The following is a 25,915-nucleotide window of genomic DNA, read 5'->3' as shown; positions in this document are numbered from 1 at the left end:
CACAAAATCGCACGTCGGCTAGTCGCATCGAATCGGGCCACGTATTCGTTACAGTCCTGCCTCACCAAATGGGAATGGTGATACTGATGTTAAGTTTGTTGCGGGTTCGTGATGCGAATGTGTTAGTCGGCCCACAGTTGCGGCCACTCTGAGGACGTATGCGTCCCTCGGATTCGTCGGATCACGCCCGGTGACTTCGGCGATTCGCTTGAGCCGATATCTCACCGTATTTGGATGAACAAACAGCTGACGAGCACAAGTCTCAACCGCACCTCCACAGTCGAGATATGCGTCGAGGGTGTCGGCGAGAACGCTCCCCGCGGCAGCGAGCGGGCCGACGAGGCGATCATTCAGCGCGGTCACGGCAGCGTTGTCGCCGAGCAGCGCACGCTCGGGAAGCAGCTCGGCGGCGTGCACGGGTCGAGGTGCGCCCCGCCATCCTGCGACCGCTTGCATCGCGGCAAGTGCTTCGACGGCACTGATGTGGGCGGCGCCCAGCGTCGGCGTGGTGGGTCCGATGATCACGGGCTCTTCCGCGAACTTGCTGAGGAGGTCGGTCATGAACCTCGAGTCTTCGGACCCGTCGTCGAGCTCGCCACTGACAACCATCACGAGCCGAGAACCCTGGACGACGGCGAGAGCGGCGCGGCCGTGCTTCTGCGCGATCGTGTGGACGTTGCCTACTACGGAGACCCGTTCGTCTTCTGGAGGTGTACCGACGATAACGGTGGCGGGTGCGGTCGCGTCCCAATTCAGGGTTGCCGCGCGCGAGAGCATGTCGGAACCTGTGTCACCGCGGACGACGGCGTCGACGACAAGAGCTTCGAGCCGGGTGTCCCAGGCGCCGCGCGACTCTGCTGCGCTCGCGTAGACGGAGGCTGCAGCGAACCCGAGTTCACGACCGTAGCGCAGCACTGCATGGGTGAGTGCTGTCAGTTGTTGTTCGTTGCGCGCAAGTGCGGGCAGCCACTGCTCGAAGAACTCCATCGCCACCCGGACCATGTCCACTGTCTGACGCAGCGTGAGTGTCCGAGCGAGGTCGTCTGGAATCAGCTGGAATGTGTCGAGGCTGAAGCGGATATCGCTGTCGTCCGGATCCTTGAGCCACTCGAGAAAGTTGACGACGGCGGTCTGAACCACCAATTGCACGTTGGACCGTTGAGAGGCGTCGAGGTCGTCGAAGAACGGGAGCTGCTCCTGCATCGTGCTGACCGCTTCGGTCGAGAGGCGTCCCGAGAACTGTTTGACCCGACGCAGCAATGCATCAGGCAATGGGTCCCGGGGTTCTCGACTCCGGGAGACCATCGAACTCTGCTCGACCATGTTCAAGAACCTACGCCCACAGCTCAGGAAACGTGCAAGAACGTTCCCTGAGCCGGAACCCCACGGTCCTGAGGGCGGTTCGAGGTGGGCGAGTTATGCGCTCCCGGTGTCGGCGTAGGACACGGCAGCGGCACCGACGTCGTCGATGCGGTATCTCGTGGCGGCTTCGACGGCCTTCGCCCGGTCGAGCGTGCCTTCCCTGGCGAGGGCCGCGAGGACGGCGACGACAATGGACTCGGCGTCCACGTTGAAGAACCGCCGCGCGGCCGGGCGGGTGTCGGAGAAGCCGAATCCGTCGGTGCCGAGCGTGGTGTATGAACCGGGCACCCACTGTCGGATCTGGTCCGGCACCGACCGCATCCAGTCCGACGCGGCAACGAATGGGCCGGCAGCATCGGAAAGAGCCCTGGTGACGTAGGGCAACGGTTCGTCGGTGCCCGGGTCGCGCAGGGCCCGCTTTTCGCATTCGACACCGTCACGGCGCAGTTCACCCCAGGAGGTTACGGACCACACGTCCGCCGCAACGCCCCACTCGTCGGCGAGCATCTTCTGCGCCCGCAGACCCTCGGGCATTGCGACGCCGGACACGAGGATCTGCGCCGCGAGCGCGGATCCTGCCGAGGCTTCGGACTTCTTGAACAGATAGATGCCCTTCAGCAGACCTTCGACGTCGAGGTTGTCCGGTTCCGCGGGTTGGGAGTAGGGCTCGTTGTAGAGAGTGATGTAGTAGAAGATGTTCTCTCCGCCGAACCCCGGCTCCAACGTGCCGTCAGCCGCCACGGTGCCGCCAAACATTCGCCGCAGCCCGTCCTTGACGATGTGCGCGATCTCGTAGGAAAACGCCGGGTCGTATGTGACGGCAGCCGGGTTCGTCGACGCGAGCAGTAGCGAATGTCCGTCCGCGTGTTGCAGGCCCTCTCCGGTGAGTGTGGTCCTACCCGCGGTGGCGCCGAGGACGAAGCCGCGGGCCATCTGATCGGCGGCCGCCCACAACCCGTCGCCGGTGCGCTGAAACCCGAACATCGAGTAGAAGATGTAGAGCGGGATCATCGGCTCACCATGAGTGGCATAGGACGTGCCGACCGCGGTGAACGAGGCGGTCGAGCCGGCCTCGTTGATGCCCTCGTGCAGGATCTGTCCGGTCTCGGACTCCTTGTAGGCGAGCATCAGGTCGGCGTCCACCGCCGTGTACAGCTGGCCGTTGCGGTTGTATATCTTGAGCGACGGGAACCAGGAGTCCATTCCGAAGGTACGGGCCTCGTCGGGAATGATCGGGACGATCCTTTTTCCGATCTCTTTGTCCCGCAGCAACTCCTTCATGATCCGTACCAATGCCATCGTGGTGGCGACCTGCTGCTTCCCGGATCCCTTTCGCATTACGTCGTAGGTCTTGTCCGGCGGCATCGGTAGCGGAGCTGCGCTGGTACGCCGTTCCGGCAGGAAGCCACCCAGCGCGCGGCGCCGCTCGAGCATGTACTGAATCTCCGGGGAGTCCTCGCCGGGGTGGTAGTACGGCGGCAGCTTCGGGTCCTTCTCGAGTTCCGCGTCGGATATCGGGATCCGCTGCAGATCCCGGAAGTTCTTCAGATCATCGAGGGTGAGCTTCTTCATCTGATGTGTGGCGTTGCGGCCCTCGAAGTGCTTACCCAGCGTGTAGCCCTTGATTGTGTGCGCCAGGATCACCGTCGGCTGACCCTTGTGTGCCTTTGCCGCCGCATACGCCGCATAGATCTTGCGGTAGTCGTGCCCGCCGCGTTTGAGATTCCAGATGTCGCGATCCGACAGGTTCGCCACGAGCTCCTTCGTCCGCGGGTCGCGTCCGAAGAAGTGCTCGCGGACGAACGCGCCGTCGTTGGCCTTGTAGGTCTGGTAGTCGCCGTCGGGAGTGACGTTCATCAAGTTGACCAGGGCGCCATCCCGGTCGGCGTGCAGCAACGCGTCCCACTCGCGGCCCCACACGACCTTGATCACGTTCCAGCCGGCGCCGCGGAAGAAGGACTCGAGTTCCTGGATGATCTTGCCGTTGCCGCGAACGGGGCCGTCGAGGCGCTGCAGGTTGCAGTTCACCACGAACGTCAGATTGTCGAGGCTCTCGGTGGCGGCGACGTGGGCCAGCCCCCGAGACTCGGGCTCATCCATCTCCCCGTCGCCCAAGAACGCCCAAACATGCTGATCGGAGGTGTCTTTGATTCCGCGGTCGTGCAGGTAGTGATTGAACCTTGCCTGGTAGATCGCGTTCATCGGGCCCAGGCCCATCGACACCGTCGGGAATTCCCAAAAATCGGGTAGCAGGCGGGGGTGCGGATACGACGGTAGCCCGCCACCCAGGTTGGCATGTGAGGCTTCTTGTCGGAATCCGTCCATCTGCTCTGCCGGAATCCGTCCCTCGAGGAATGCGCGGGCATAGATGCCGGGGGAGGCGTGGCCCTGGATGAAGATCTGATCCCCTCCGCCGGGGTGGTCCTTGCCGCGGAAGAAATGGTTGAAGCCCACCTCGTACAACGCCGCAGACGAGGCGTATGTGGAGATGTGGCCTCCGACGCTGACACCTGGACGCTGCGCACGGGTCACCATGATTGCCGCGTTCCACCGAATGAAGGCCCGATACCGGCGCTCGACCTCTTCGTCGCCGGGGAACCACGGTTCGTTCTCGGTCGGGATGGTGTTCACGTAGTCGGTGGATGTCAGTGCCGGCAACGCGACGTGCTTCTCCCCGGCGCGCTCGAGCATTCGCAACATCAGATACCGGGCACGAGTCGGCCCGGACCGATCGAGCAGTGCGTCGAACGACTCCAACCATTCGTTGGTCTCATCTGGATCGATATCCGGCAGGTAGGACGCAACGCCCTCACGAATCACGCGAACGCGACCTTCGGCATTGTGGTTGGCAGGTTGGGCCGCTCCGACGTTCGGGCCTGCATTTCCCGGCAACCCGGATCCCTGGATCAGGTCTGACAACGTTGCTCCTCATTGTGGTGGGACGCTCGGTGAGGCGTCCATTCCATGCGGTCGAGGCCTGGTGGGCCCGACCCTCTCCTCGATGAATATCGCGCACCCTCATCTTTCCCCATTGCCGCGGCTTCGGCACACCATGTGGGGTTACTCTTCGGTAGCGTTTGCGCAGTTACAGGCAAGATTGCTCGAGTCGGTCGATGCCGGAATGCGACGGTAGACGCGAGGATGATCGGCAGCCCGGGCGTCGCGGCCCGCGGTACCGAGTTCGGTTCCACGGCGCACAGTTCACCGGGTGTGCATAGCTGTCCCGATTTTGTGAGATGGCGTGGACAGTGTTCAGGGCATCGACGATCTGAACATTTTCGCGAGCGAGCGGCCAGCTCAGTGACGCGATCGAGACTGCGTGGCTGACATCGTGAGTCCGGCACCGCTAGGCTCGGTCGATGGCACCGATCGACCGCATTCTGAAGAAAATCCGCGTGCCCAGCTTGCGCGAACGCGCTCGAGCATGTTCGCTTTCCTTTAATTGAACTCAATCCGGCAGGTGTTCGGGTAGCCCGAGCACCGTCAACCAAAGGAGGACCTCACCGTGGTCGCCGCGGCGGACGCCCAAAACTACGCTCAGAAACTCGGAATCACTGCCGACATGGTTGTACAGGAACTGGGCTGGGACGAGGATACCGACGACAACCTGCGCGCGGCAGTCGAGGAGACCATCGGTGGAGAACTTCTCGACGAGGATTCCGACGAGGTGATCGACGTCGTGCTGCTGTGGTGGCGCGACGAAGACGGAGACCTGGTCGACGCTCTCATGGATGCCATCGGTCCTCTGGCCGACGAGGGATTCGTGTGGGTCCTCACGCCCAAGACGGGTCAGTCCGGGCATGTGGAGCCCAGCGAGATCGCCGAGTCCGCACCCACGGCAGGCCTCACTCAGACTTCGGCCGCGAACCTCGGAGACTGGTCGGGCAGCCGACTGGTGCAGCCGAAGACGCATCCCGCGAACAAGCGCTGAAGCCCTAAGTTCACCCTCCGTCACCTAAGGACCACGCCATGCCGCTCGAGGTGGGGGCCATTGCTCCCGATTTCACCCTCAAAGACCAGAACAATCAGGAAGTGACACTTTCCGACTACCGCGGAAAGAAGAACGTCTTGCTCGTGTTCTACCCACTCGCGTTCACCGGAACGTGCCAGGGCGAACTCTGCAAGGTTCGCGACGAACTGCCGAAGTTCGAGAACGACGACACCGCCATTCTCGCTCTCTCGGTGGGTGCTTCACCGACTCACAAGATCTGGTCGGCGGAGCAGGGATACACCTTCCCGCTGCTTGCTGACTTCTGGCCGCACGGTGCCGTCGCGCAGGCCTACGGCGTCTTCAACGAGAAGTTGGGCTTCGCGAACCGCGGCACCTTCGTGATCGACAAGGCGGGAGTCATCCGGTTCGCGGAGATGAACGGTCCCGGAGAGGCCCGTGACCAGGGAGCTTGGGAGAAAGCGCTCGCCACGCTAGAGTCCTGATGCGCACTCGGTGACATTTCACCGAGTGTTCGGGCGTGTAGCTCAGTGGTAGAGCTCTGGTTTTACACACCAGCGGTCGGGGGTTCGAAACCCTCCGCGCCCACTCGACGAATGGGCCCCGATCTGCGAACCAGTGCAGATCGGGGCCGTTCTCTTACGCCCACACTTGCTCGACATCGAGCATTGTGGGCGTTCGTGGAGACAGCCACACGAATACGGGGTGGGTGACCGGAAAGGTCACGCACCCCGTATTTTTCGTCGAATCGATCAGCCCAGTAGTTTCAGCTTCAGCTTCGTGAGGGTCTCAGATGACAGCCCGAGACCTTCGCGCAGGTAGTTGTCCACCGTTCCGTATTGCGCCTCGAGCTCGTCGAGGCCGGCCTCTAGGTAACTTGCCTCGACACCGAGCATGGGTTCGTAGATCTCGAAGGCAGCATCGCCTAGGTTGGCCCTGATGAGCTCGAGCATCTCCTGCTTCGAGGCGGCCGCGTACTCATTGGTGAGCAGGTAGTCGGTCATGATGTCGTCATCCGACACCCCGACGAGGCTCTGCAGTAGCATCGCTGTCCAGCCGGTACGGTCCTTGCCGGCGGTGCAGTGGAAGACCTGCGGGCCGGACGTGTACGCCAGATCTGTGAGCAGCGTCGCGAAGGACTCCCGCGCGGCCGGATCAGTGACGAACCCGCGGTTCATGTCCCGCATGAAGTTGCGTGCATCCTCGGGGGACTCCAAGTTACCTGCGCTAGACGTGTCGCCGACCTCGATCGGGTTCAAGATGTAGTTGGCTCCGTCCCAGAGCCGGTCGGGCTTCATGTCCCTTTCTGCTGCGGTGCGCAAGTCGTACACCGCCGACAGGTTCAGCCCTTCGAGAGTGGCGAGGTCCGCGTCGTCGGGTGCAATGGAGTTGGAGCGGTAGAACACTCCCGTGCGCATCTGGCCGAGGGGGGTCTTGTATCCGGGGCCGGCAACGTCCCGGAAGTTGTCGACGGTTGTGAGCCGCGGCGCCTCGGATGGCGCCTCAGCCAAGAATCCGAACGACCTGAAGAACGGCAGCTCGGCAGGGCTGGAGGCGTTGGCCGCGGCGGTGCCTGTGAGCAGGAACGAGCCGGACACGGTGATCGCCACGGCGGTTCGAGCGGCGCGGCGCCGAGTCGCGGAGTGGTTGGTCATGCTGGGCCTTTCGAATGGGAGTGCTGAACCAGATCAAGATGTGGTTGCTTTCGCAAACTATAAAGATCAACAAAATGGTGTGAAATGAAGGTCGGATATAGGCGGGACTGGGCGCACCGCATTCCGGCTGAGTAGACCTCGGCTCTGGGGTTGCGACAAGCCCGCCCGGGTAGCTGTCAGCTGGGATGAGAGTGGCCGAAATACGTTGTACGTGAAGGGCAGTCGTTCCGGCCCTTGTGTCGTCGCTGTGACTTCCTGGCTGACGCGGCCTTGACCTACACGAGCGGACTCATTCGACTCGTACAGTGGGCGACCGACGGCTCGATCAGTGGTGCTCGTGAAGGGCACCCCACTCCGGGAACGGGTCGGCATAGTCAGTCCAGGCTTTCGCGCCTTCGGCCCACTCGGCATCGGTCAGCAGCGTGCTCTCCAGCTGTGCCCGCAGCCGATCCCGGTCCAGCTTCACCCCGATGAATACCACTTCCTGGCCGGGCGGCATATCGAGCGAGGACCACCAGCCCGCCGGTTCGAAAGTCAGGTTCGGGCCGGCCTGCGACCAGATCGCCGCAAGTTCGGGCCGGCTGGCGATCCAGCAGAATCCCTTGCTGCGCAACACCCTCCGCAATCCGCTCAGTACATCCGCGAGGCGCTGGGGATGGAACGGCCGATCAGCGATGAAGGTGAGACTGCTGATCCCGTACTCCTCGGTTTCCGGAGTATGTGTACCGGTCAGCTCGTCCTGCCAGCCCTCGGCAGTCGCCGCAGTCACCGGATCGTATCGACCGGTATCCAGAACCGTGTCCAGTTCGACGATTCCGTTCCGGGTGCGGATGACCTCGGCCCGGGGGTTCATCCGGCGCACCATGGCTTCCACCGCACCGGCCAGCGGATCACTCACCAGATCGGTCTTGTTGATCAGCAGAACATCGGCGAACTCCACCTGATCGGACAGTAGGTCGGCGATACCACGTTCGTCACCGTCGGCGGCCTGCAGATCTCGAGCAGCCAGCGATTCCCCCTTGGCGATTTCTGTCAGGAAGGTCGAGGCATCCACCACGGTCACCATGGTGTCCAGCCGGGCCAACTCACCGAGCGAAAACCCGTCCTCAAATTCCCATTCGAAGGATGCCGCCACCGGCATCGGCTCGGAGATACCGGTGGACTCGATCACCAACTGATCGAAACGACCCTCCCGGGCCAAGCGCCCGACAGCTTCGATCAGGTCTTCGCGCAACGTGCAGCAGATGCAGCCATTGGTCAGTTCGACCAGCTTCTCCTGCGTGCGGTCCAAGTGCCCCTGCCCCGAAACGAGCGCGGCATCGATATTGACCTCGCTCATATCGTTCACAATCACCGCGACTCGCCGCCCCTCCCGATTGGCGAGAATGTGATTGAGCAGGGTCGTCTTCCCTGCTCCGAGAAATCCGGAGAGCACGGTCACGGGCAAGCGATTCGACATAGACGTAGTCATTCGATAATGGTAACCATTTTCAATTTGTGACACGATCGCACTGCGTGCGGTCCGGGGGCTTCCCCGTATATTTGTGATCATGCCCACGTACAAGGTGACGCTGCGCAACGGGACGTCGCTCGACAGGACCTTCGAATCGGACTTCCAGGCGGTCAATGAGACGCACAGACCTCACTCTGACTCCGGAGCGGGCATCGTGAAGATAGATCGCTATGAGGAAGACGGAAGTCGGTCCGACGTGTGGTCCGCGTGATCGCGGGTTCGACAGCACGTATCCACTGCCGATCGCGGGATGTCAGGAGGAAGAGCGCCGGCGGTCGAGTTCGGTCTCGAGTTCTTTGATCCGGCGGGTTACGTCGCTGATCGTGTCGCAGCCGTAATCGTTTGCGATCGATTCCCCGAGCAGAGCGCGCTGCTCGTTCAGCGCGACGATCAATTCTTCGTCGGTGAGACCCGCGATGTCGAGGTGCACCCCTCGATCGTCTCAGTTGATCCGCGTGAAACCAATGCCGGGAGGTCCCCTGAAACGTAGGAACCCGCCCAGCCGCGGAGGTGAGTTTGAGTCAGCACCAGAGACGAGGGCGGGGCGGGATCCTGTGCCGCCTACATGGGGGGAAACGAGGCGACAATCTCATACTAAGTGCGAATGAACGAGGTCGCCGAAATTCTTGGCTTTCTATCAGGTTCCAGATCCCGACCGGCATCCGGTGGGCCGCGCTTCTCGACCGCGGGGTGTACCGAACCTTCAGGTGCTGCCCGCGATGCCGGTTGATACAAATTAGCGTGTGCATCGACTTGTCTTTCCCGGCGGTGCCCGCGCGGCCGGACTAGTTCTCGGCTACGTTGCCGACCGGGTACTGGCCGACCCGGCCCGCTGGCACCCGGTATCTGGATTCGGCCGCACGGCAATCGCTCTGGAACGGGTGATGTACCGAGACTCCCGCTGGTCCGGGGTTCTGCACGCGGGAATGCTGGTCGGTGGAGCCGCAGGTCTGGGGGTTGCGGCGGATCGTGGCGTTCAGCGGGCCGGATGGGCCGGAGAGGTAGCGGGGACAGCGGTCGCGACCTGGGTCGTTCTCGGTGGAACATCCCTGGGCCGGACGGGAGCTACGATGGCGCGGCACCTCGAATCGGATGATCTCACCGCGGCCCGTGCTCTGTTGCCGTCGCTGTGCGGTCGTGATCCCAGCGCGCTCGGTGCGGACGGTCTCGCGCGCGCGGCACTGGAGTCGGTGGCCGAGAACACCGCCGACGCTGCGGTCGGGGCGCTCGTATGGGGGGCGCTTGCAGGAATCCCCGGACTGTTCGCCTACCGGGCGACCAATACTCTCGATGCGATGGTCGGCTATCGCTCGCCCAAGTACCGCAACTTCGGCTGGTCTGCGGCACGCTGGGACGACGTCGTCAATCTGCTTCCCGCCCGCGTGACGGGAGCATTGACAGTCGTTGCCGCACCCACGGTCGGTGGATCGGCGGTGGGGGCGTGGCAGTCATGGCGGTGCGACGCATCCGGGCATCCCAGTCCCAATGCGGGGGTCGCGGAGGCGAGCGCCGCGGGAGCCCTGGGGGTATCGCTCGGGGGACGCACCGAATATGCGCACGGGGTCGAGATGCGGCCGCGCCTGGGATCCGGGCACTCACCGGAACCAGCGGACCTCGACCGTGGGGTGCGGCTCTCCGCCGTCATACAGGGCGGTGCGGCGCTGGTGTCAGCGGTTCTTGCCGTAGCGGTCGGCCAGCTTGACTTCCGTCGCCGTTCTCGGCGCTGATTCCGTCGGCTTGGCTTTCCTGAACGGAGTCTTCCGTGTAGCGGGTGCGGGATCGGAGTCGTCCGAAGCCATGGAGGGCTTCCCCTTGTTCTCCTTGCGGCGTTCGAGCAATTCCGCTCGAATGAAGTACGCCAAGCCCAACGGGGCCATGATTCCAAATGCCAGCCACTGAAGTCCGTACGACAGGTACGGTCCCGCATCGAGCTGTGGGAGCCCAATGGTGCCCAGGCCGCCCGGTTGATCCGGCTCGAGTTGGACGTATCCGTCGATCAGATCGGTGCCGATGAAGTCACCGATCTGCTTTGCATCGATGTAGTAGACCTGACGCTGCCCGCTCTCGATGATCGGTTCCTTGCCGGAGACGGTGCCCTCCGACATGCGGACGCGGCCGTCGAGCGTCACAAGCCCTGTCGGCGGCGCATCGACCGGAGGAGCTTCGGTTCCCTGGACCGGCCGAACGTAGCCGCGGTTGATCAGGATGGTGCTGCCGCCGGATAGTTGTAGTGGGGTCAGGACTTCGTACGACGGCTGCCCGTCGATCGATCGCAGCCGAACCAGGATGTCGCTGTTTTGGGCGTACTCTCCTGTGACCGTGATCCGCCGCCATTCGTCGTCCGGATCCAGCCCGCTGCCGGACAGCAGGCTCTCGAGCGGGACAGGATCGGCGTCGACCGAATCGGCGATCAGCTGGTTGCGCTGTTCCGTCGAGGTGTTCTTGCCGAGTTGCCAGGGTGCGAGCACGTAGAAACACATGAAGGCGAATCCGGCGACCACCAAGGCCAAGACCAACCAGCCGGGTCGCAGCAGAAATCTGAGCCTTTGCACGCCTACACGGTAGCCGCTCCCAGGCGGTGAGCAGGATCACGGCTACCAATCGCGCACCCAATCGAGTAGCCCGGGCACCGCGGCCTCGATCTGGCGGCGAACCCGTTCGAAGTCCTCGAGGTCGCCGTAGAAGGGGTCTGCGACGGATGTGGTGTCCGCGTTCGGGTCGAAGCTGCGCAGCAGTCGTCGGCGCTCGTCGGGAACACCCATCTGGGCCAGCTGACGGTCGTGGTTCGCCGCGAGAGCCACCACCAGTTCGGCTCCGAGGTGGTACGGCCCGACGGCCGTGGCGACGTGATCGGTTGGATAGCCGTGCAGATCCAGAATCTTGACGGCTCGGACGTCGGCCTCACTGCCGACATGAAAGCTGTGAGTTCCGGCGCTGCTGACCGTGACGCGGTCGCCGAGAGCGACGCGGCGCAGGTGCTCGGCGAAGATCTTCTCGGCCATCGGGGAGCGGCAGATGTTCCCGGTGCAGACGAAGGTCACGTGCAGCGCGTGGTCGGAAGCTTCACGCGCAGACGGTGCCGGGTCAAAAGGCGACATCGAGCATCCTTCCCAGGTCTGCAACGGTCCGTGCGGATGCATGCGCGCGATCGGCCTCGGCGGGGAAGCCGTAGCCCCATTCGACGAAGACCGTGGGAATACCCCATCGCGCGGCCCCCAGCACGTCGTGGTCGCGGTCGCCGATCATGAGCACATTGGCGGTGGAGCCCGGGGCGACGGTGACTCCGAGGTTGTGCAGCGAGTGTTCGATCACGTCCGACTTGGCCCGGCGAAGGCCGTCATCGCTGGAACCGCCGATGAACTCGAAGTAGTGAGCGAGCCCGAAGTGCTCGAGGATGCGTACTGCGAATCGTTCGGACTTCGATGTGGCCACCGCCAGCCGCCGACCGCTCCTTTGGGCGCGTGCAAGCACCTCCTCGATGCCGTCGAAGGGGGAGTTCTGGGCCCATCCGACCGCGTCGTAGCGTTCGACATATGCGGCGATCGCCTGCTGCACGAGATCCTCCTCGAGCCCTAGCGACCGGAACGTGTCGATCATCGGCGGGCCGATGACGCTGTCGATCATTTCGTCGGTCGGTTCTGGTTGGCCGATTACCGCGAGAGCGTGCCGGAACCCGCCGTGAATGCCGGGTGCTGAGTCGGTGAGGGTGCCGTCGAGATCGAACAGCACGATCGGGGCCGCGAGAGGCGAACGGGCGCAGGCCGCGGGGGTCGAAAGAGGCGTCACCGAACCATTGTCCCCTAGGGTCGACGACTGTGGACATGCGTGCCGGTAGTCGGGAGAGCCTGCGTCATCACGGCGATGCGGACGTAGTGCCAGGCCTCCTCGACTTCGCGGTGAACGTGCAGGGTGACGGGCCGCCGGAATGGTTGCGTCGGCGACTAGCCGATGCGTTGCCGCACCTCGGTTCCTATCCGACGGCTGCCGCCGATCTCACGGCTCGGAACGCGGTGGCCGCACGCCACGGTCGGCAACCCGAGGAAGTTCTGCTCCTCGCAGGCGGGGCCGAGGGCTTCGCGATGCTGCCACGTCTCCGACCGCGTGCGGCCGCGGTGATCCACCCGTCTTTCACCGAACCCGAGTGGGCGTTGCGGGAAGCGGGTGTGCCGGTTAGGCAGGTGTTCCTCGAAGATCCGTATCGCCTCGACTCCGCAACCGTCCCGGAATCCGCCGACCTGGTAGTGATCGGGAATCCGACCAATCCGACGTCGACGCTGCACCCGGCCGAGGAGATTCTGGCGTTGCGACGCCCGGGTCGGATCGTGGTGGTCGACGAGGCGTTCGCCGACGCGGTCCCGGGTGAGTGCGAGTCGCTGTCCGGCCGTTCGCTCCCCGATGTCCTGGTGCTGCGCAGCCTCACCAAGACGTGGGCGCTCGCGGGCCTGCGCTGTGGATATGCGCTCGGCGCCCCCGAGATACTCGACCGGCTGCAGGTCGGTCGCGCACACTGGCCCCTTGGCAGCCTCCAGGTGGAAGCAATCGCCGCATGCAGTGCTCCGGACGCTGTTGCCGCCGCCGAGGATCATGCGGTCGTTCTGGGGAAATGGCGTGAGGAGATGGTCCGACGGCTGCGCGGCATCGGCGTGGCGGTGCATCTACCGGCTGCCGCGCCGTTTCTCCTGCTACGTTTTGCGGACGGAGAACTGATGCGGAGGCATCTACGTGACCGGGGAATCGTGGTGCGGCGCTGCGACACCTTTCCGGGACTCGGACCCGACTTCCTCCGGGTCGCCGTGCGGCCGCGTCAGCAGACCGATGCCTTGATCGATGCGATGAAGGAGATCTGAGTGAGTCCGGTTCTTCTGGCCGATGTGATCGCGGCGCTCGATGCCGCCTACCCGCCCGGCCTGGCCGAATCTTGGGACTCGGTCGGCCTTGTGTGCGGTGATCCCAACGATGCGGTCGCCACGGTGATGGTCGCGGTGGACGCGACGCCCGCAGTGGTCGACGAGGCCATCGACGCCGGTGTCGACCTGCTTCTCGTCCACCACCCGTTGTTGCTACGCGGAGTCGACACGGTGGGAGCCCACACGCCGAAGGGGGCGTTGGTGCACAGGCTGATCAAGGCTGGATGCGCCCTGTTCACCGCACACACCAACGCAGATTCCGCGGACCCGGGGGTGTCCGACGCGCTGGCGGCCGCTCTCGGACTGATCGTCAGCGGCCCTATCGAGTCGCAACCGGGCCAGGAACTCGACAAGTGGGCGGTCCTGGTGCCCGTCGACGATGTGGACAGAGTGCGCTCGGCGATGTTCGCTGCAGGGGCCGGGTACGTCGGAAACTATCGTGACTGCAGTTGGTCCGTCACGGGTCAGGGACAGTTTCTGCCGACCGGAAGCGCGAATCCGAGGCTCGGCGCAGTCGAGGCGCTCGAGAAACTCGACGAGTGCCGACTGGAGGTTATCGCGCCTCGAGGCATCCGACAGAAGGTTCTTGCCGCAGTGCGCGCCGCCCACCCGTTCGAGGAGGTGGCGTTCGATGTGATGGAGATGGCGACGTTCCCAAGTCCACGAGGACTGGGACGGGTGGGGGAACTACCCGAGCCGTTGTCCCTGCGGGACTTCACAGACCGGGTGGCGAACGCTCTTCCCGCTACGGCCTGGGGTGTGCGGGCCGCGGGTGACCCCGACGCCACTGTCCGCACGGTCGCTGTCTGCGGCGGCTCGGGTGATGGGTTACTCGGCGTGGTTTCCAGACTCGGTGTGGACGCGTACGTGACCGCCGACCTGCGTCACCACCCCGCGGACGAGCACTTGCGGGCCGGGGGGCCGGCCCTGATCGATGTCGCGCACTGGGCGAGCGAGTGGCCGTGGTGCGACCAGGCCAAGGGTGTGTTGGACTCGGCATTCGCGCAAACGCCCCGTTGGCAGGTGCGGTTGTCGTCCGTAAGGACCGATCCGTGGTCACTTCGCGCGTCGTCATAGCTGCTGCGGCTGTGAGAGCGGACGTGCGGGGTACGGTTGATCACTGCGCCAACTGCAAGAAAATCCCGAACACATGACAGCAGGAGTTACCACGCGTGAACGTCGAACCCCAGGTGCAATCCAAGCTTCTCGACCTCGCCGGCGTCGATGCTGAGCTGTCGAGAATCGCGCATCGCCGTACCGCGCTCCCCGAGCGTCAGGAGGTGGAGCGGCTCGAGGCTGAGCGTGTCAAACGTAAGGACGCCGCGGTAGCCGTGGAGATCACCATTGACGATCTCGACCGTGACATTCGCAAGCTCGAGGGCGAGGTCGATGCTGTCCGCCAACGCGAGGACCGCGACCGCAAGCTTCTCGAGAGTGGGTCGGTGGGGGCAAAACAGCTCACCGAACTCGAGCACGAACTCGGGAGCCTCACCCGCCGTCAGGGACTGCTCGAAGACGAATTGCTCGAGGTGATGGAGCAGCGTGAGGCATCGCAGTCGGACTACGAACACGCGGGTGCCCAGTTGTCACAGATAGAGCAAGATCTCGGTGATGCGTCGCGGCGGTGCGATGACGCGATTGCGGACCTCGACGCCGCGGAACAACGGTGTACGAGGGACCGTTGCGCACTCGCCGAGCAGTTTCCGGCAGATCTGATCACCGTCTACGAGAAGCAGCGCAGCCGGAATGGCGTCGGAGCCGCACTGCTTCAGGCGCGGCGCTGTGGCGCGTGCCGCATCGAACTCGACCGCGGCGAAATCTCCCGTATCGCATCCGCCGCTCCCGATGAGGTTGTGCGCTGTCCTGAATGTGGCGGAATTCTGGTGCGTACCAAGGAATCCGGTCTGTGAGCATCGGGCGGGTGGTCGTCGAGGCCGACGGTGGTTCCCGTGGCAACCCTGGCCCCGCGGGCTATGGGGCTGTGGTATTCGATGCCCCGCACGACACCGTTCTCGCGGAGCGCTGGGAAAGCCTCGGTGTGGCAACCAACAATGTCGCCGAGTACCGGGGGCTGATCGCGGGACTCGAGGCGGCGGCCGAACTCGGCGCGTCGATGGTAGACGTGCGGATGGATTCCAAACTGGTGATCGAACAGATGTCCGGGCGATGGAAGGTGAAGCACCCGGACATGATTCCGTTGCAGCGCAGTGCATCCGAGATCGCGCAACGGTTCGAACAGGTCAACTACACGTGGATCCCACGCGCAGAGAACTCGCACGCCGACCGGCTCGCGAACCAGGCGATGGACGCCGCAGATTTGGGACCCGAGGTCGAGCCGGCATCGAGTCTTCTGCCGGCCGCACCTGCGAGTGCGCTGCAGGCCCCTCCCGCCGCACCGGGATGGATGGATGTTCAGGGCGCGCCGACCCGAATGCTGTTGTTGCGGCACGGGCAGACCCCGTTGTCCGTCGAACGCCGATACTCGGGTCGGGGAAATCCGTCCCTCACCGACGTCGGGCGGGCACAGGCGGACGGTGCGGCGAAACGCTTTGCCGGGCACGGAGAAATTACCGCTGTAGTGTCTTCGCCACTCGCGCGTGCACAGCAGAGCGCGGCCGGGGCCGCAGCCGCACTCGGACTTCCCGTCACCGTCGTCGAGGGCCTCACCGAGACCGACTTCGGAGATTGGGAGGGCCTCACGTTCAGGGAGGCCGCGGAACGTGACCCCGAACTGCACCGCCGCTGGTTGTCGGACACCTCGGTTCGGCCGCCGTCGGGGGAGAGTTTCGACGAAGTGCGCGAGCGCATCGTCGGAGTCCGAAATGACCTCACTTCGACCTACGGTGGTGCGACCATCGTCGTGGTCACCCACGTGACCCCCATCAAGATGCTGCTGCAACTCGCGCTCGACGCGGGACCATCGCTGCTGTACCGATTGCACCTCGATCTTGCGTCGCTGAGCATCGCCGACTTCTACCCTGACGGCGGCTCATCGGTCAGACTGGTCAACGACACCTCCCACCTGTGAGGGGTGATCAGACTACGAGCCACAGCGCCGTCACCGCGGCGAGCAGCGTCAGCGGCGTCGTGACCAGTGCAAGAAGAGTGAAGGTTCGTAGATCTGCGGGTGAGCCTGCCCGAGCTGCGACGCGTCGCCACAGCATGATCGCCAGCGATCCAATGTAGGTGAGGTTGGGCCCGAGATTGACGCCGAGCAGCAGGGCGAGGACAAGTCCTGTCGGGGCCCCTGTTCCCAGTGCGGCCAGCAGCAGCAGTGTCGCGGGAAGATTGTTGACCAGGTTTGCCGCGATCGCTGCGACGACAGCCATCAGAAGCAACCCCAGGAAGGTTGTGTCGGTGGGCAGCCTCGCGCCGATCCAGTCGCCGATCGGACCGTTCGCGACTCCTGCGACGACGACACCGAGGATCAGGACGAAAGCGCAGAACCACCCGTCGGCCGAATATGCGATGCGCCCCAAGTTGGTCCGCCCCTGTCGAAGCGCGACGGTACCCAGCACGGTCGCTCCCACCGCCGCCACCCAGGCTGGTGCAACACCCACGAATCCGGATGCCGCAAAGCCGACGAGTGTTGCTGCGATGATCGAAAGGGCGACCGTCGGCGCCTCCGTTTCGCGGTGAGGTGTGGGCTCGGCGTCAGGCGGAACGAGGTGCCGCCGGAAGAACAGTCGAAACAGAATCAGCTCGACGACAATCGAGACGATCCACGGCAACGCCATGATGGTGGCGAAGTGCAGGAAACTGAGTCCCGTGGCGGAGAAGGCGATCAGATTGGTGAGGTTGGATACGGGGAGCAGGGTCGAAGCCGTATTCGACAAGTGGGCACTGGCGTACGAGTGCGGTCTCGGGTCCATGTGCAGCGATCGAGCGGTAGCGATCACCACCGGGGTCAGGAGGACAACTGTGGCATCGAGGCTGAGGACTGCGGTGGTGAGTGCGGCGGATCCGAAGACGAGTGTCAGTAACCTTTTCGGTTCGCCCTGTGCCTGTTGGCGGAGCAGACCGGCGATCCAGGTGAACACGCCCATCGCGTCCGCAAGATGCGCGAGAACGAGGATCGCGACGAGGAAGCCGACGGTAGGGGCCATCTCGGTAATCTCGTGCCACGCCTGGGATGGTGTCACCAGCCCCACAGCCAGAACGACCGCAGCCGCCGGCGCGGCCGCGACGATCTCGGGAAGCCTGCGTGGCCGGACGACCGCGAAGACGAGGACCGCCGCAACGAGCGCTACCGCCAGAATGGTCACCGCAGGGTCAATTCAGCAGTTTGACTAGGGTGCGTAGATTCCGGGTGGTGGTGGAGGCCCCGAGTCGGGGCGAGTTGGTGCTCTTCCCGAACCTGCTCTTCAGGGTCATTCCCCGTTCGACCTCCCAGTACAAGACGCCTTCGCCGGCCTGTATGCGCTCGACCTCGGGATCGAGATCGTCCCGAATGCTCGCCAATTCGCCGAGTACCTCCGGTTCGGGCGTCACGAGGACGTACGGGTGCCAGCCTTCACGTTCGGGATCGAACGGGTAGTTGTCGACGATCATCCGGACAGTGTCGACATCGAGCACGAATACCCTGGCTTCGTAATGGAATTCGGCGCGCAAGGCCGATTCGATCTCACTCTTCAGCGCAGGGACGTCGGTGCGATCGGAATCGAACAGCACGTTTCCGGAGGCCAGGACTGTCTTCACATTGTCGAATCCCAGACCACTGAAGGTGCCGCGCAGGTCGGCCATCTTGATATTGATGCCGCCCACGTTGATACCGCGCAAGAGGGCTACGTACCGAGTCATGCTCTCGACCCTAATGCGGTGTCCTGACAGTGCGGTGTCGCCACAGGTCGGGAGAAAGGTAGTCTTATCGGGCGGACGAGTTGGCCGGGCGGCCGCGGCAGAGGGAACCAGCACCGCGTTCGCGTGCGTGCACAGGCCCTGCGTCGAGGAAAGTCCGGACTCCACAGAGCAGGGCGGTTGCTAACGGCAACCCGAGGTGACTCGCGGGACAGTGCCACAGAAAACAGACCGCCGGCGGCGCACCCTTCGGGGTGAGGTGCCGGTCAGGGTGAAACGGTGCGGTAAGAGCGCACCAGCACCCCGGGTGACCGGGGTGGCTAGGTAAACCCCGCCCGGAGCAAGGTTGAAGGCCGCACCGGATCCTTCGGGATCCCGGTGCGGTTGCGCAGGTGTTCGAGGGCTGCTCGCCCGAGCCTGCGGGTGAACCGCTCGAGGTACCCGGCGACGGTGTGCCCAGATGGATGGTCGCCACCCGACGCTTCGGCGCCGGGGACAGGATCCGGCTTACACGCCAACTCGTCCGCCCTTCCCCAACCTCCATGTGGGACTGCTCCGCACGACGTCGGCGGTAGCTGTTCGATCCACATCCGCCCGGAAGGCCCATCCCGTCGATGTCCTCCCCGAAACGACCATCTCGGCTAGGCTGCTCACGCCGGACAGTCCGACTAGCTCGAATTGTGCGGAAAGTGTTGTGCCGGAACTCCGGTGCACGTCATTCGATTCTGCGCACACCGATGCGCCGACGCGTCGCTTGACTCGACGGTTCGGGTTTCTCCTGTGATGACCTGGCTGTGGTCCCCGGCGTGGTTCATGTCCACACCGCGATACGTTCAGCGCAGGATCAACTCGTTGTCCGAAATCGACAGCAGCAGGCGGGCGCAGATCGCCGCAACCACTGTGGCCGCCTAGTAGGCGGGCTGGTCAGGTAGCAACTGGTGCACTGTGCTCAGGCGATCGAGATCCATACCTGTGAATGCCCGAGCACGGTGTGCCCGTCGAACGTGGCGGTCAGGTCGATTCGGGCGGTACCCGCGTCCCGGTCGACCTGGCCTACCTCGGCGAGCACTTCGACTATTGCGCCTTCCTCCGGGTCGACGACCACGGGTTTGGTGAAGCGCGCGCGATAGCCGGTGACCCTGGCCGGGTCGCCAAGCCATTCGACGACGCACTGCGTCGACAGCCCCATGGTCAGCATGCCGTGAGCCAGTACGCCCGGCAGGCCGATCGACTTCGCCGCGTCGTCGTGGTAGTGGATGGGATTGAAGTCGCCCGACGCACCGGCGTAGCGAACCAGCGATTCGCGGGTCAGGTGATAGCGCGACTTGGCGACGGTGTCGCCTACCAGGATTGGCTCATGAGGCGTCATCGGTCGCCCCTGACGAAGAGGTTCGAGGTGACCGTGCTTACGTGATCGCCAGTGGCATCGACGATCTCGACGTCTGTCACGAGCAGTGTGTGTACGCCCCGCGGTGTCACGTCGGTGACGGTCAGCACAGCGGAAAGCTCGTCGCCCGCGACGACGGGGCGTAGGGAGCGGGCATGTTCCGCGCTGTGGACCATGTTTTTTGCTTTGATACCCGTTGTCGGATCGGCGACCAGTTGCGCCAGTGCGCGTCCCTGGATGATGACGGGAAAAGTGGGTGGAGCAACGAGATCGGCATGGCCCGCCGCACGAGCGCTGACGACGTCGAACGAGGTCGGGTTGGTTGCGAAGACGGCCCGCGCGAACTCGCGGATCTTCTCCCGACCAACCAGGTAGGGCCTGGTCGGCGGGTAGACACGACCCTCGATCTCTGGATTCACTGCCATTTCTCAAGCCTAGAGAGGTCCGAACCCCGAGGGGGAGCGAAGTGATCCGAGATTTACACGGAAAATCTGGTTCGACGAAGCTCCTGCCGCGCGGAGTTGCGCCACCACTGTGTGATGTGCGTCGAACGCTGCATATCGACCTCAGCAAGCGAGAAGATTTGGACGAATGTCCGGTACAGTGCGATGCGCATCCAGGCCGCGGGGTCGGATTGCGGCGTGGTTGCAGAGGTCGGCCTGAGGGCGTGAACCCCGGGTCGAGACCCAATCGGTCGAGTCGGTGGCTGTGGTGGTCGCCGCAAGGAAGGAAGTTCATGGGTAGGACGATTTCGCGCCGGATGGTAGGCGGGATGAGTGCTTTCGCGATGGCTGCGGGTTTCGCGGCGACCGTGGGTGCCGGATCGGCGGCTGCGGAGAGCGAGACGGAGACCTGGTCGGACGGTGAGCTCACCCTCACCCGGACGGTGAGCGACACGACGCCGAAGGTGGGCGATGTCATCACGGTGAGCACGACGTTCGAGCGCTCCGAGGGCGGTGGGTGGATCGAGAAGGTGACGGACTACCACCCGGCATGCTGGGAGCTCGACGACCCTGGTCAACAGCCATCGTTGGTCACGGCCACCTCCGTCGAGTTCGAGGGGCAGTGGGCTGTCTCGGAGGACAGCGACCCTAAGACCTTCTCGATCGACTACAAGGTGACGGAGTTTTGCGAGCTCGATACACCGTTGGCGACCGGGATGAGCTTCCAGCGACAGGGTCAGGCCGAAACGGCATACGAGGACAAGGGTCCGACGGTCACGGCGGTGACGGATGCCGCCGCCACCACCACGTCGTTGGCCGACGTGGAGGGCCCGGTAGCCGTGGGTGATCCGGTGACATTGACCGCGACGGTGACCGGCGGCGCGGAGGGCGACACTGTCGACTTCTACGTCGGTGACGTCATGCTCGATGACGTACAACTGGATGCGTCCGGCGTGGCGACGTATGAATGGACACCGACGGCAGTCGGTGTCCATTCTGTGCAAGCGAAGTTCCTGGCCACCGATACGGCGCAGTCGTCGCAGTCGGCTGTGCAGGAAGTGGAAGTCACGAACACCGGCACCGGAAGCCTGGACGGCATAGCCGGCGACCTGTTGACCGGTAGCCTGGCTGTCGGTGGTCTCGCCGCGGGCAGCCTGGCCTTGGTCTTCCTCGTTGGCCTCGCTAATTGATCCAGCCTTGCGAGGCGCGACACCAATGGGAAAAGCCCCTGCCGTCTTTCACGGCAGGGGCTTTCGGGTTTCGAAGGCCGTCAGACGGGATCGACCATTAACAGTTGGGCCCAGTATGTGGCGCCTTCGGCACCGAGGTAGGGATAGAGCTGATCGAAGATGATGTTTGACATCTCGCCCCTTCTTTGCACACGAACTTGTTCGTCGACAGACAGAGTGTTGGCACCGCATTTGCCGACGCCGGTGAACGGATCACCGAGCAGGGCTAAGACAATACAGCTCGATCGCGATTCGCGAACCCTGTATCCCGGCTGGTGTCACACTGAATGCATGAAGGACGAAGATCATCTTTGGTACTACGACGTAGAGAACGGCACCGTCACGCAAGGGAAGGCGGCGTCGTCCATGTCGCGGATGGGGCCGTATCCCGACCGGGACTCCGCTGAGAAGGCGCTGCAGATCGCTGCAGAACGGAACAAAGAGGCGGATCGGGCCGATGAGGAATGGAACAACTAGCGGGAGATGAGTTCGACTGCCCTACACGGGGAGTCGGTTCTTGAACCGGTCCGTCGCCTCGACGAGGTGATGGATGATGCCTGGCTCCATGGCCGAATGTCCGGCATCGTCGACGATTTCGAGCCGGGAGCCCGGCCAGACCTGGTGAAGTGCCCACGCACTCGCGGCGGGGCAGACTACGTCGTAGCGGCCCTGCACTATCACGCCCGGAATACCGTTCAGGGCGTTGGCGCAATGCAGGAGCTGGCCCTCTTCGAGGAACCCGCGGTTGTGGAAGTAGTGGTTCTCGATGCGGGCGAATGCGAGCGCGAACCTCGGCTCGGAAGTCTCTGCGACTCGCTCCGGCTTCGGCAGTAGCGAACTGGTCGCGCCCTCCCAGGCTGACCACGCGATCGCAGCTCGCGTGGCGGCGTCTGCGTCGTCGGAGTGCAAGAGGCGGTGATAGGCCTCGACAAGATCGCCGCCCCGCTCCGACTCCGGCACCGGGGCCAAGAACTCTTCCCAGAGCTCCGGGAAGAGATGGCCGGCGCCGCCGTTGTAGTACCAGTCGATCTCGCTGCGGCGCAGCAGGAAGATCCCGCGTAGCACGAGTTCGGTGACCCGATGCGGATGCTTCTGCGCGTAGGCGAGTGCCAGTGTGGACCCCCAGGAGCCACCGAAGACCTGCCAGCGGTCGATGTCGAGGTGGCCTCGCAGCATCTCGATGTCGTCGATCAGATGGTCGGTGGTGTTGACGGAAAGATCGGCTCCGTCCGCGACGTGGGGAGTGGACCGCCCGCACCCGCGTTGGTCGAGCAGCACGATCCGATACGCCTGGGGATCGAAGAACTGCCGCGCCGTCGGGTCGGTGCCGCCGCCAGGTCCGCCGTGGAGGAAGACCACCGGCTTTCCGTCGGGGTTGCCGCTCGATTCCCAGTACATCTGCTGGCCGTCACCGACATCGAGGTGACCGGACTGGTACGGCTCTAGGGGCGGGTACAGCGTGCGAGGCGGCATCACGAAAGAAGCCTCAGAACCCGATCAGGCCGGACGCTAGATCGGGAATCTCGAGTGCGGTAACTGCTCCCTGCCGGATGTCGGGGCAGGCGGCCGTGGTGATCACGTCGACCCGTCCACGATCTTGGAGGAAGTCGAGTGCGTTGAGATTGTTCTTCGCGATCCACGTTCCGACCACCCCGTTCAGACCGGTCTTGCCGATGGTCGGGGTATAGGTTCGCCAACTTTGCAATTGGCTCTCGAGGTCCGTGCACAGTTGAACGGCTTGTGCCTCGGTGACCTCACCCGGAACCATGGCGGTGCCGGGATCTGCCGGTGCAGTGGGGCTGGCGGGTGCGGGGGAGTTGGGTTCGGGGGCGGTGCCCTGACCGGCGCATCCAGCGACGATCGCTGCAAGTGCCATCGCCCCGGCTGCGAGCACAACCGGGCGACGGCTACGACCGGCGCGGAGCGACCCTCGCTGTTGCATGAAACATCCCCTCGCTCTAGTGCTGTACCGGCCGACGCAGATCAAGCTAGAAGCTGTGCTCTTCGGCTGGGAACTGCCCGGTTCGCACCTCGGCGAGGTACGCCGCGGCCGCGTTGCGCAGCTCGTCGCCGACGTTACCGAAGCGTTTGACGAACTTCGGCGCCTTGCCGCTGGAGTAGCCGGCCATGTCTTGCCAGACGAGGACTTGGGCATCGCATTCGGCGCCCGCCCCTATACCGACCGTAGGGATGCTGAGCTTCCGGGTGACCTGTCCGGCGATGTCGGCTGGCACCATCTCCATGACGACGGAGAAGGCACCGGCTTCTTGCACCGCGATCGCATCGGCGACCAACTGCTCCGAAGCGTCGCCACGGCCCTGCACGCGGAATCCGCCGAGGGAGTTGACGCTCTGCGGGGTGAATCCGACATGGGCCATGACTGGAATGCCTGCGGCCGTGATCGCCGCGATCTGGGGAGCGACGCGCTCACCGCCTTCCAGCTTGACGGCTTGGGCGTTTCCCTCCTTCATGAACCGAGTCGCCGACTCCAAGGCCTTCTCGGGGGAACTCTCGTAGCTGCCGAACGGTAGATCCGCCACCACGAGCGAACTGGGCGCGCCGCGGACTACCCCACGGACGAGGGGCAGGAGTTCGTCGATCGTGACGGGGACGGTGGTGTCGTAGCCGTAGACCACGTTGGCGGCCGAATCACCGACGAGGAGAACCGGAATTCCGGCTTCCTCGAAGATGCGTGCGCTCGAGTAGTCATAGGCGGTGAGTATCGCCCACCTCTCGCCCGTGGCCTTCATGGCCTGGAGGTGGTGGATACGGGTCTTGCGCTTGGGGGCATCTTGCGCTGGAGCGGATCCGTAGAGCCGATCTCCCGGTGTGCCCGCTGACGAATCGCTGTCGGACATCGTTGTCCCTTTCTGGCCTCGAGGCCCTTGACGGGTCCCCGGGTGCGGGTGATGACGGGTCTTAAGTCTGCCACCGGCCCGTGGGTCAGCGAAGCATTCGTACGGGTGCAATAAGTCACATCCGTCGCCGTTCCGTTGACCCGCCGAAGAACCTACCGGCTCCGGACCTGGCACGATCGTCTTATGACGATCAGTGCCCGGGTACCGGCTGCGTTCGCGGGGTGCCTTGCCCTTGTCCTTGTCGTCGCGGGTTGCACGTCGGGCGTGCGTGGCACCGCCGAGCAGTCCACGGCCCCGGCGGCCCCCGCCGGACCCGTCCCCGCGGGGCTCGAGCAGTTCTACACGCAGCAGGTGGATTGGGGCTCGTGCGACGGGTATTCCACGGACGGTTCTCCGCTCGGCGACGATCTCGAATGTGCCACGGTGACCGTGCCGAACGACTACGCCAATCCTGAGGGCGCGACGGCGCAGATTGCCGTGTCGCGATCGAAGGCGACGGGCGACAAGGTTGGTTCGCTCCTGGTGAATCCGGGTGGTCCCGGGGCGTCGGGACTCGGGCTGGCGTCCGTGGCCGAGGGCACCGATCTCGCGGAGCGGTTCGATGTCGTCGGCTTCGATCCGCGCGGCATCGGCGCGTCCACACCTCAGGTGGCCTGCCTGACTGCTGCGGAAGCGGACGCCAAACGCAAGGAGAACAACGTCGACATGAGTCCGGCAGGGATCGCGCGGACAGAGGCGGAGAACCGCGACTACGCGAACAAGTGTGCCGAGCGGACTGGGGCCGACGTACTCGAGCACGTCGGAACGTACGACGTCGTACGTGACATGGACGTCATCCGCGCGGTTCTCGGTGACGAGAAGCTGAACTACCTCGGCTACTCCTACGGCACTCGCCTCGGCTCTACCTACGCGGAGACCTTTCCCGGCAACGTGAGAACGATGGTTCTCGACGGCGCACTCGATCCGGAGCAGGATCCGACCCAGGAAGTGATCCTTCAGGCTGCCGGATTCCAGGCCGCGTTCGACGCCTTTGCGGCGCAGTGCATGCAGCAGGAGGACTGCCCACTCGGCAGCGATCCGGCTCGGGCGAACGAGGGGTTTCGTGCACTCGTCGACCCGCTGATCGACACTCCTGCCGCGACGACCGACCCGCGCGGCCTGAGCTACCACGACGCGATCACCGGCGTCCAGCAGGCCCTGTACACGCCAAGCCTGTGGGGAGTGCTTCAAGGGGGTCTGAACAGCCTGAAGTCGGGCACCGGTGATTCGCTGCTGACCCTGGCCGACCTGTACGAGGGCCGGTCCAGCGACGGCACCTACTCAAACCTGAACGACGCCTTCACCGCAGTTCGCTGTGTGGACGATCCGCCCGTCACCGATCGCGCGGAGGTTGGCGAGGCTGACATGCGGTTCCGCCAGGTGGCACCGTTCCTCGACGACGGCCACGGCACCGGCAGCGCACCGTTGGACATCTGCGCATTCTGGCCGGTCCCGAATACGGGGACGCCGCACACCGTCGATGCTCCCGGAATCCCCCCGGTCGTGGTGGTCTCGACCACCGAAGACCCGGCGACGCCCTATCAGGCCGGCGTGGATCTGGCGAAGCAGATGAACGGCGCGCTCGTCACCAATCGCGGCACTCAGCACACCGTTGTTCTCAACGGAAAAAGCTGCATCGACGATGCCGTCACCGACTACTTGGTGAATCTCACGGTGCCACCGGCCGACCTGAGCTGCTGACGCGCTGGCGTGTCCGCGTTCGGAAGGATCAACCGACACGCTCGCATGCTGGCACGATGTGAAGTCCGCGGCGCG

26 protein-coding genes, 1 tRNA gene and 1 other RNA gene are annotated in these 25,915 nt (G+C 64.3%); 13 read left to right on the top strand and 15 right to left on the bottom strand.

All coding sequences use genetic code 11. The annotated features are described in order from the left end of the window. Positions 1-48: 48 nt before the first annotated feature. Both BFN03_RS10180 and aceE read right to left on the bottom strand, forming a co-directional pair. Entirely contained in the window at positions 49-1,323 is a 1,275-nt protein-coding gene (locus BFN03_RS10180; RefSeq protein ID WP_070378909.1) for a PucR family transcriptional regulator, read from the bottom strand. 93 nt (positions 1,324-1,416) lie between these two features. Then, positions 1,417-4,254, bottom strand: a complete 2,838-nt coding sequence (gene aceE, locus BFN03_RS10175) for a pyruvate dehydrogenase (acetyl-transferring), homodimeric type (protein WP_442971883.1) — start codon at positions 4,252-4,254, stop codon at positions 1,417-1,419. Positions 4,255-4,867: 613 nt separating this feature from the next. Here aceE and BFN03_RS10170 point away from each other — a divergent pair. From BFN03_RS10170 to BFN03_RS10160, 3 genes are all read left to right on the top strand, one after another. After that, on the top strand, positions 4,868-5,293 hold the full coding sequence (locus tag BFN03_RS10170; RefSeq protein WP_070378907.1) for a DUF3052 domain-containing protein: 426 nt from the start codon (positions 4,868-4,870) through the stop codon (positions 5,291-5,293). A 38-nt stretch (positions 5,294-5,331) separates the two neighbouring features. After that, the gene (locus tag BFN03_RS10165; protein WP_070378906.1) at positions 5,332-5,796 is read left to right on the top strand and encodes a peroxiredoxin; all 465 of its coding nucleotides are present in this window, start codon (positions 5,332-5,334) and stop codon (positions 5,794-5,796) included. A gap of 31 nt (positions 5,797-5,827) precedes the next feature. Further along, positions 5,828-5,899 (top strand) — tRNA-Val (locus BFN03_RS10160). Positions 5,900-6,063: 164 nt separating this feature from the next. On the opposite strand, the gene BFN03_RS10155 is transcribed toward BFN03_RS10160, so the two are convergent. Continuing rightward, positions 6,064-6,966 carry a tyrosine-protein phosphatase gene (locus tag BFN03_RS10155; protein ID WP_070378905.1) on the bottom strand — a complete coding sequence of 301 codons (903 nt, stop codon included), beginning with the start codon at positions 6,964-6,966 and terminating at the stop codon, positions 6,064-6,066. Positions 6,967-7,291: 325 nt separating this feature from the next. Further along, a complete protein-coding gene (locus BFN03_RS10150) occupies positions 7,292-8,425 on the bottom strand; it encodes a GTP-binding protein (protein WP_070378904.1) in 1,134 nt (377 codons plus the stop codon). 91 nt (positions 8,426-8,516) lie between these two features. Here BFN03_RS10150 and BFN03_RS20635 point away from each other — a divergent pair, with 91 nt between their 5' ends. Then, on the top strand, positions 8,517-8,690 hold the full coding sequence (locus BFN03_RS20635; RefSeq protein ID WP_198163255.1) for a hypothetical protein: 174 nt from the start codon (positions 8,517-8,519) through the stop codon (positions 8,688-8,690). Between the two features lie 42 nt (positions 8,691-8,732). Here BFN03_RS20635 and BFN03_RS20630 read toward each other — a convergent pair whose 3' ends face one another. Then, complete coding sequence (locus BFN03_RS20630; RefSeq protein WP_198163254.1) at positions 8,733-8,909, bottom strand: hypothetical protein; 177 nt, start codon at positions 8,907-8,909, stop codon at positions 8,733-8,735. Between the two features lie 313 nt (positions 8,910-9,222). Between BFN03_RS20630 and BFN03_RS10140 the strand changes: the two genes are divergently transcribed. After that, positions 9,223-10,206: a cobalamin biosynthesis protein gene (locus BFN03_RS10140; RefSeq protein ID WP_070378902.1), complete on the top strand. Its 984-nt coding sequence runs from the start codon at positions 9,223-9,225 to the stop codon at positions 10,204-10,206. Here the strand turns inward: BFN03_RS10140 and BFN03_RS10135 are convergent. The 3 genes from BFN03_RS10135 to BFN03_RS10125 are packed head-to-tail and all read right to left on the bottom strand — an operon-like array spanning position 10,147 to position 12,265. Further along, positions 10,147-11,031: an SURF1 family cytochrome oxidase biogenesis protein gene (locus BFN03_RS10135; protein WP_198163253.1), complete on the bottom strand. Its 885-nt coding sequence runs from the start codon at positions 11,029-11,031 to the stop codon at positions 10,147-10,149. The two genes, BFN03_RS10140 and BFN03_RS10135, sit on opposite strands and share 60 nt — an antisense overlap. A 42-nt stretch (positions 11,032-11,073) precedes the next feature. Further along, positions 11,074-11,577 (bottom strand): low molecular weight protein-tyrosine-phosphatase, encoded by a 504-nt coding sequence (locus BFN03_RS10130; protein ID WP_070378901.1) that lies wholly within the window; start codon positions 11,575-11,577, stop codon positions 11,074-11,076. Then, positions 11,564-12,265, bottom strand: coding sequence for an HAD-IA family hydrolase (locus tag BFN03_RS10125; RefSeq protein ID WP_070378900.1), 702 nt, complete (start codon positions 12,263-12,265; stop codon positions 11,564-11,566). Before BFN03_RS10125 ends, BFN03_RS10130 begins: the two co-directional genes overlap by 14 nt. 29 nt (positions 12,266-12,294) lie before the next feature. Between BFN03_RS10125 and cobC the strand changes: the two genes are divergently transcribed. The 4 genes from cobC to BFN03_RS10105 all read left to right on the top strand — a co-directional run bounded on the left by cobC (position 12,295) and on the right by BFN03_RS10105 (position 16,414). Then, entirely contained in the window at positions 12,295-13,326 is a 1,032-nt protein-coding gene (cobC, locus tag BFN03_RS20440) for an Rv2231c family pyridoxal phosphate-dependent protein CobC (protein WP_157109594.1), read from the top strand. Beyond that, on the top strand, positions 13,327-14,463 hold the full coding sequence (locus tag BFN03_RS20435) for a Nif3-like dinuclear metal center hexameric protein (RefSeq protein ID WP_070378899.1): 1,137 nt from the start codon (positions 13,327-13,329) through the stop codon (positions 14,461-14,463). 95 nt (positions 14,464-14,558) lie between these two features. Continuing rightward, positions 14,559-15,296, top strand: a complete 738-nt coding sequence (locus BFN03_RS10110; protein WP_070378898.1) for a zinc ribbon domain-containing protein — start codon at positions 14,559-14,561, stop codon at positions 15,294-15,296. Next, positions 15,293-16,414 carry a bifunctional RNase H/acid phosphatase gene (locus BFN03_RS10105; protein ID WP_070378897.1) on the top strand — a complete coding sequence of 374 codons (1,122 nt, stop codon included), beginning with the start codon at positions 15,293-15,295 and terminating at the stop codon, positions 16,412-16,414. Before BFN03_RS10110 ends, BFN03_RS10105 begins: the two co-directional genes overlap by 4 nt. Before the next feature lie 7 nt (positions 16,415-16,421). On the opposite strand, the gene BFN03_RS10100 is transcribed toward BFN03_RS10105, so the two are convergent. Further along, a complete protein-coding gene (locus BFN03_RS10100) occupies positions 16,422-17,651 on the bottom strand; it encodes an SLC13 family permease (RefSeq protein ID WP_070378896.1) in 1,230 nt (409 codons plus the stop codon). 7 nt (positions 17,652-17,658) lie between these two features. Next, entirely contained in the window at positions 17,659-18,186 is a 528-nt protein-coding gene (locus BFN03_RS10095; protein WP_070378895.1) for a DUF1697 domain-containing protein, read from the bottom strand. A gap of 76 nt (positions 18,187-18,262) precedes the next feature. On the opposite strand from BFN03_RS10095, the gene rnpB reads away from it, so the two are divergent. Continuing rightward, positions 18,263-18,709: RNase P RNA component class A (gene rnpB / locus BFN03_RS10090), an RNA gene on the top strand. 423 nt (positions 18,710-19,132) lie between these two features. On the opposite strand, the gene BFN03_RS10080 is transcribed toward rnpB, so the two are convergent. Both BFN03_RS10080 and BFN03_RS10075 read right to left on the bottom strand, forming a co-directional pair. Beyond that, complete coding sequence (locus BFN03_RS10080; RefSeq protein ID WP_070378893.1) at positions 19,133-19,552, bottom strand: MaoC/PaaZ C-terminal domain-containing protein; 420 nt, start codon at positions 19,550-19,552, stop codon at positions 19,133-19,135. Next, positions 19,549-19,995, bottom strand: coding sequence for an FAS1-like dehydratase domain-containing protein (locus tag BFN03_RS10075; RefSeq protein ID WP_070378892.1), 447 nt, complete (start codon positions 19,993-19,995; stop codon positions 19,549-19,551). Before BFN03_RS10075 ends, BFN03_RS10080 begins: the two co-directional genes overlap by 4 nt. A gap of 347 nt (positions 19,996-20,342) precedes the next feature. On the opposite strand from BFN03_RS10075, the gene BFN03_RS10070 reads away from it, so the two are divergent. Further along, the gene (locus tag BFN03_RS10070; RefSeq protein WP_070378891.1) at positions 20,343-21,203 is read left to right on the top strand and encodes an Ig-like domain-containing protein; all 861 of its coding nucleotides are present in this window, start codon (positions 20,343-20,345) and stop codon (positions 21,201-21,203) included. Between the two features lie 330 nt (positions 21,204-21,533). Next, positions 21,534-21,719: a hypothetical protein gene (locus BFN03_RS10060; RefSeq protein ID WP_070378889.1), complete on the top strand. Its 186-nt coding sequence runs from the start codon at positions 21,534-21,536 to the stop codon at positions 21,717-21,719. A gap of 21 nt (positions 21,720-21,740) precedes the next feature. Here BFN03_RS10060 and pip read toward each other — a convergent pair whose 3' ends face one another. Genes pip through panB form a run of 3 tightly spaced genes read right to left on the bottom strand, consistent with a single transcriptional unit; the run spans position 21,741 to position 24,100 of the window. Next, positions 21,741-22,715: a prolyl aminopeptidase gene (gene pip / locus BFN03_RS10055; protein ID WP_070378888.1), complete on the bottom strand. Its 975-nt coding sequence runs from the start codon at positions 22,713-22,715 to the stop codon at positions 21,741-21,743. A 13-nt stretch (positions 22,716-22,728) separates the two neighbouring features. Further along, entirely contained in the window at positions 22,729-23,184 is a 456-nt protein-coding gene (locus tag BFN03_RS10050) for a hypothetical protein (protein WP_070378887.1), read from the bottom strand. Between the two features lie 46 nt (positions 23,185-23,230). Next, entirely contained in the window at positions 23,231-24,100 is an 870-nt protein-coding gene (panB, locus tag BFN03_RS10045; protein WP_070378886.1) for a 3-methyl-2-oxobutanoate hydroxymethyltransferase, read from the bottom strand. Between the two features lie 183 nt (positions 24,101-24,283). On the opposite strand from panB, the gene BFN03_RS10040 reads away from it, so the two are divergent. Then, positions 24,284-25,840, top strand: a complete 1,557-nt coding sequence (locus tag BFN03_RS10040) for an alpha/beta hydrolase (RefSeq protein ID WP_070378885.1) — start codon at positions 24,284-24,286, stop codon at positions 25,838-25,840. Positions 25,841-25,915: the final 75 nt, after the last annotated feature.

Origin of the sequence: Rhodococcus sp. WMMA185, from assembly GCF_001767395.1 — a bacterium.
Lineage (GTDB): Bacteria > Actinomycetota > Actinomycetes > Mycobacteriales > Mycobacteriaceae > Rhodococcus_F.
The sequence above is the reverse complement of the archived record's forward strand: the minus strand, read 5'-3'. Positions and strand labels throughout refer to the sequence as shown.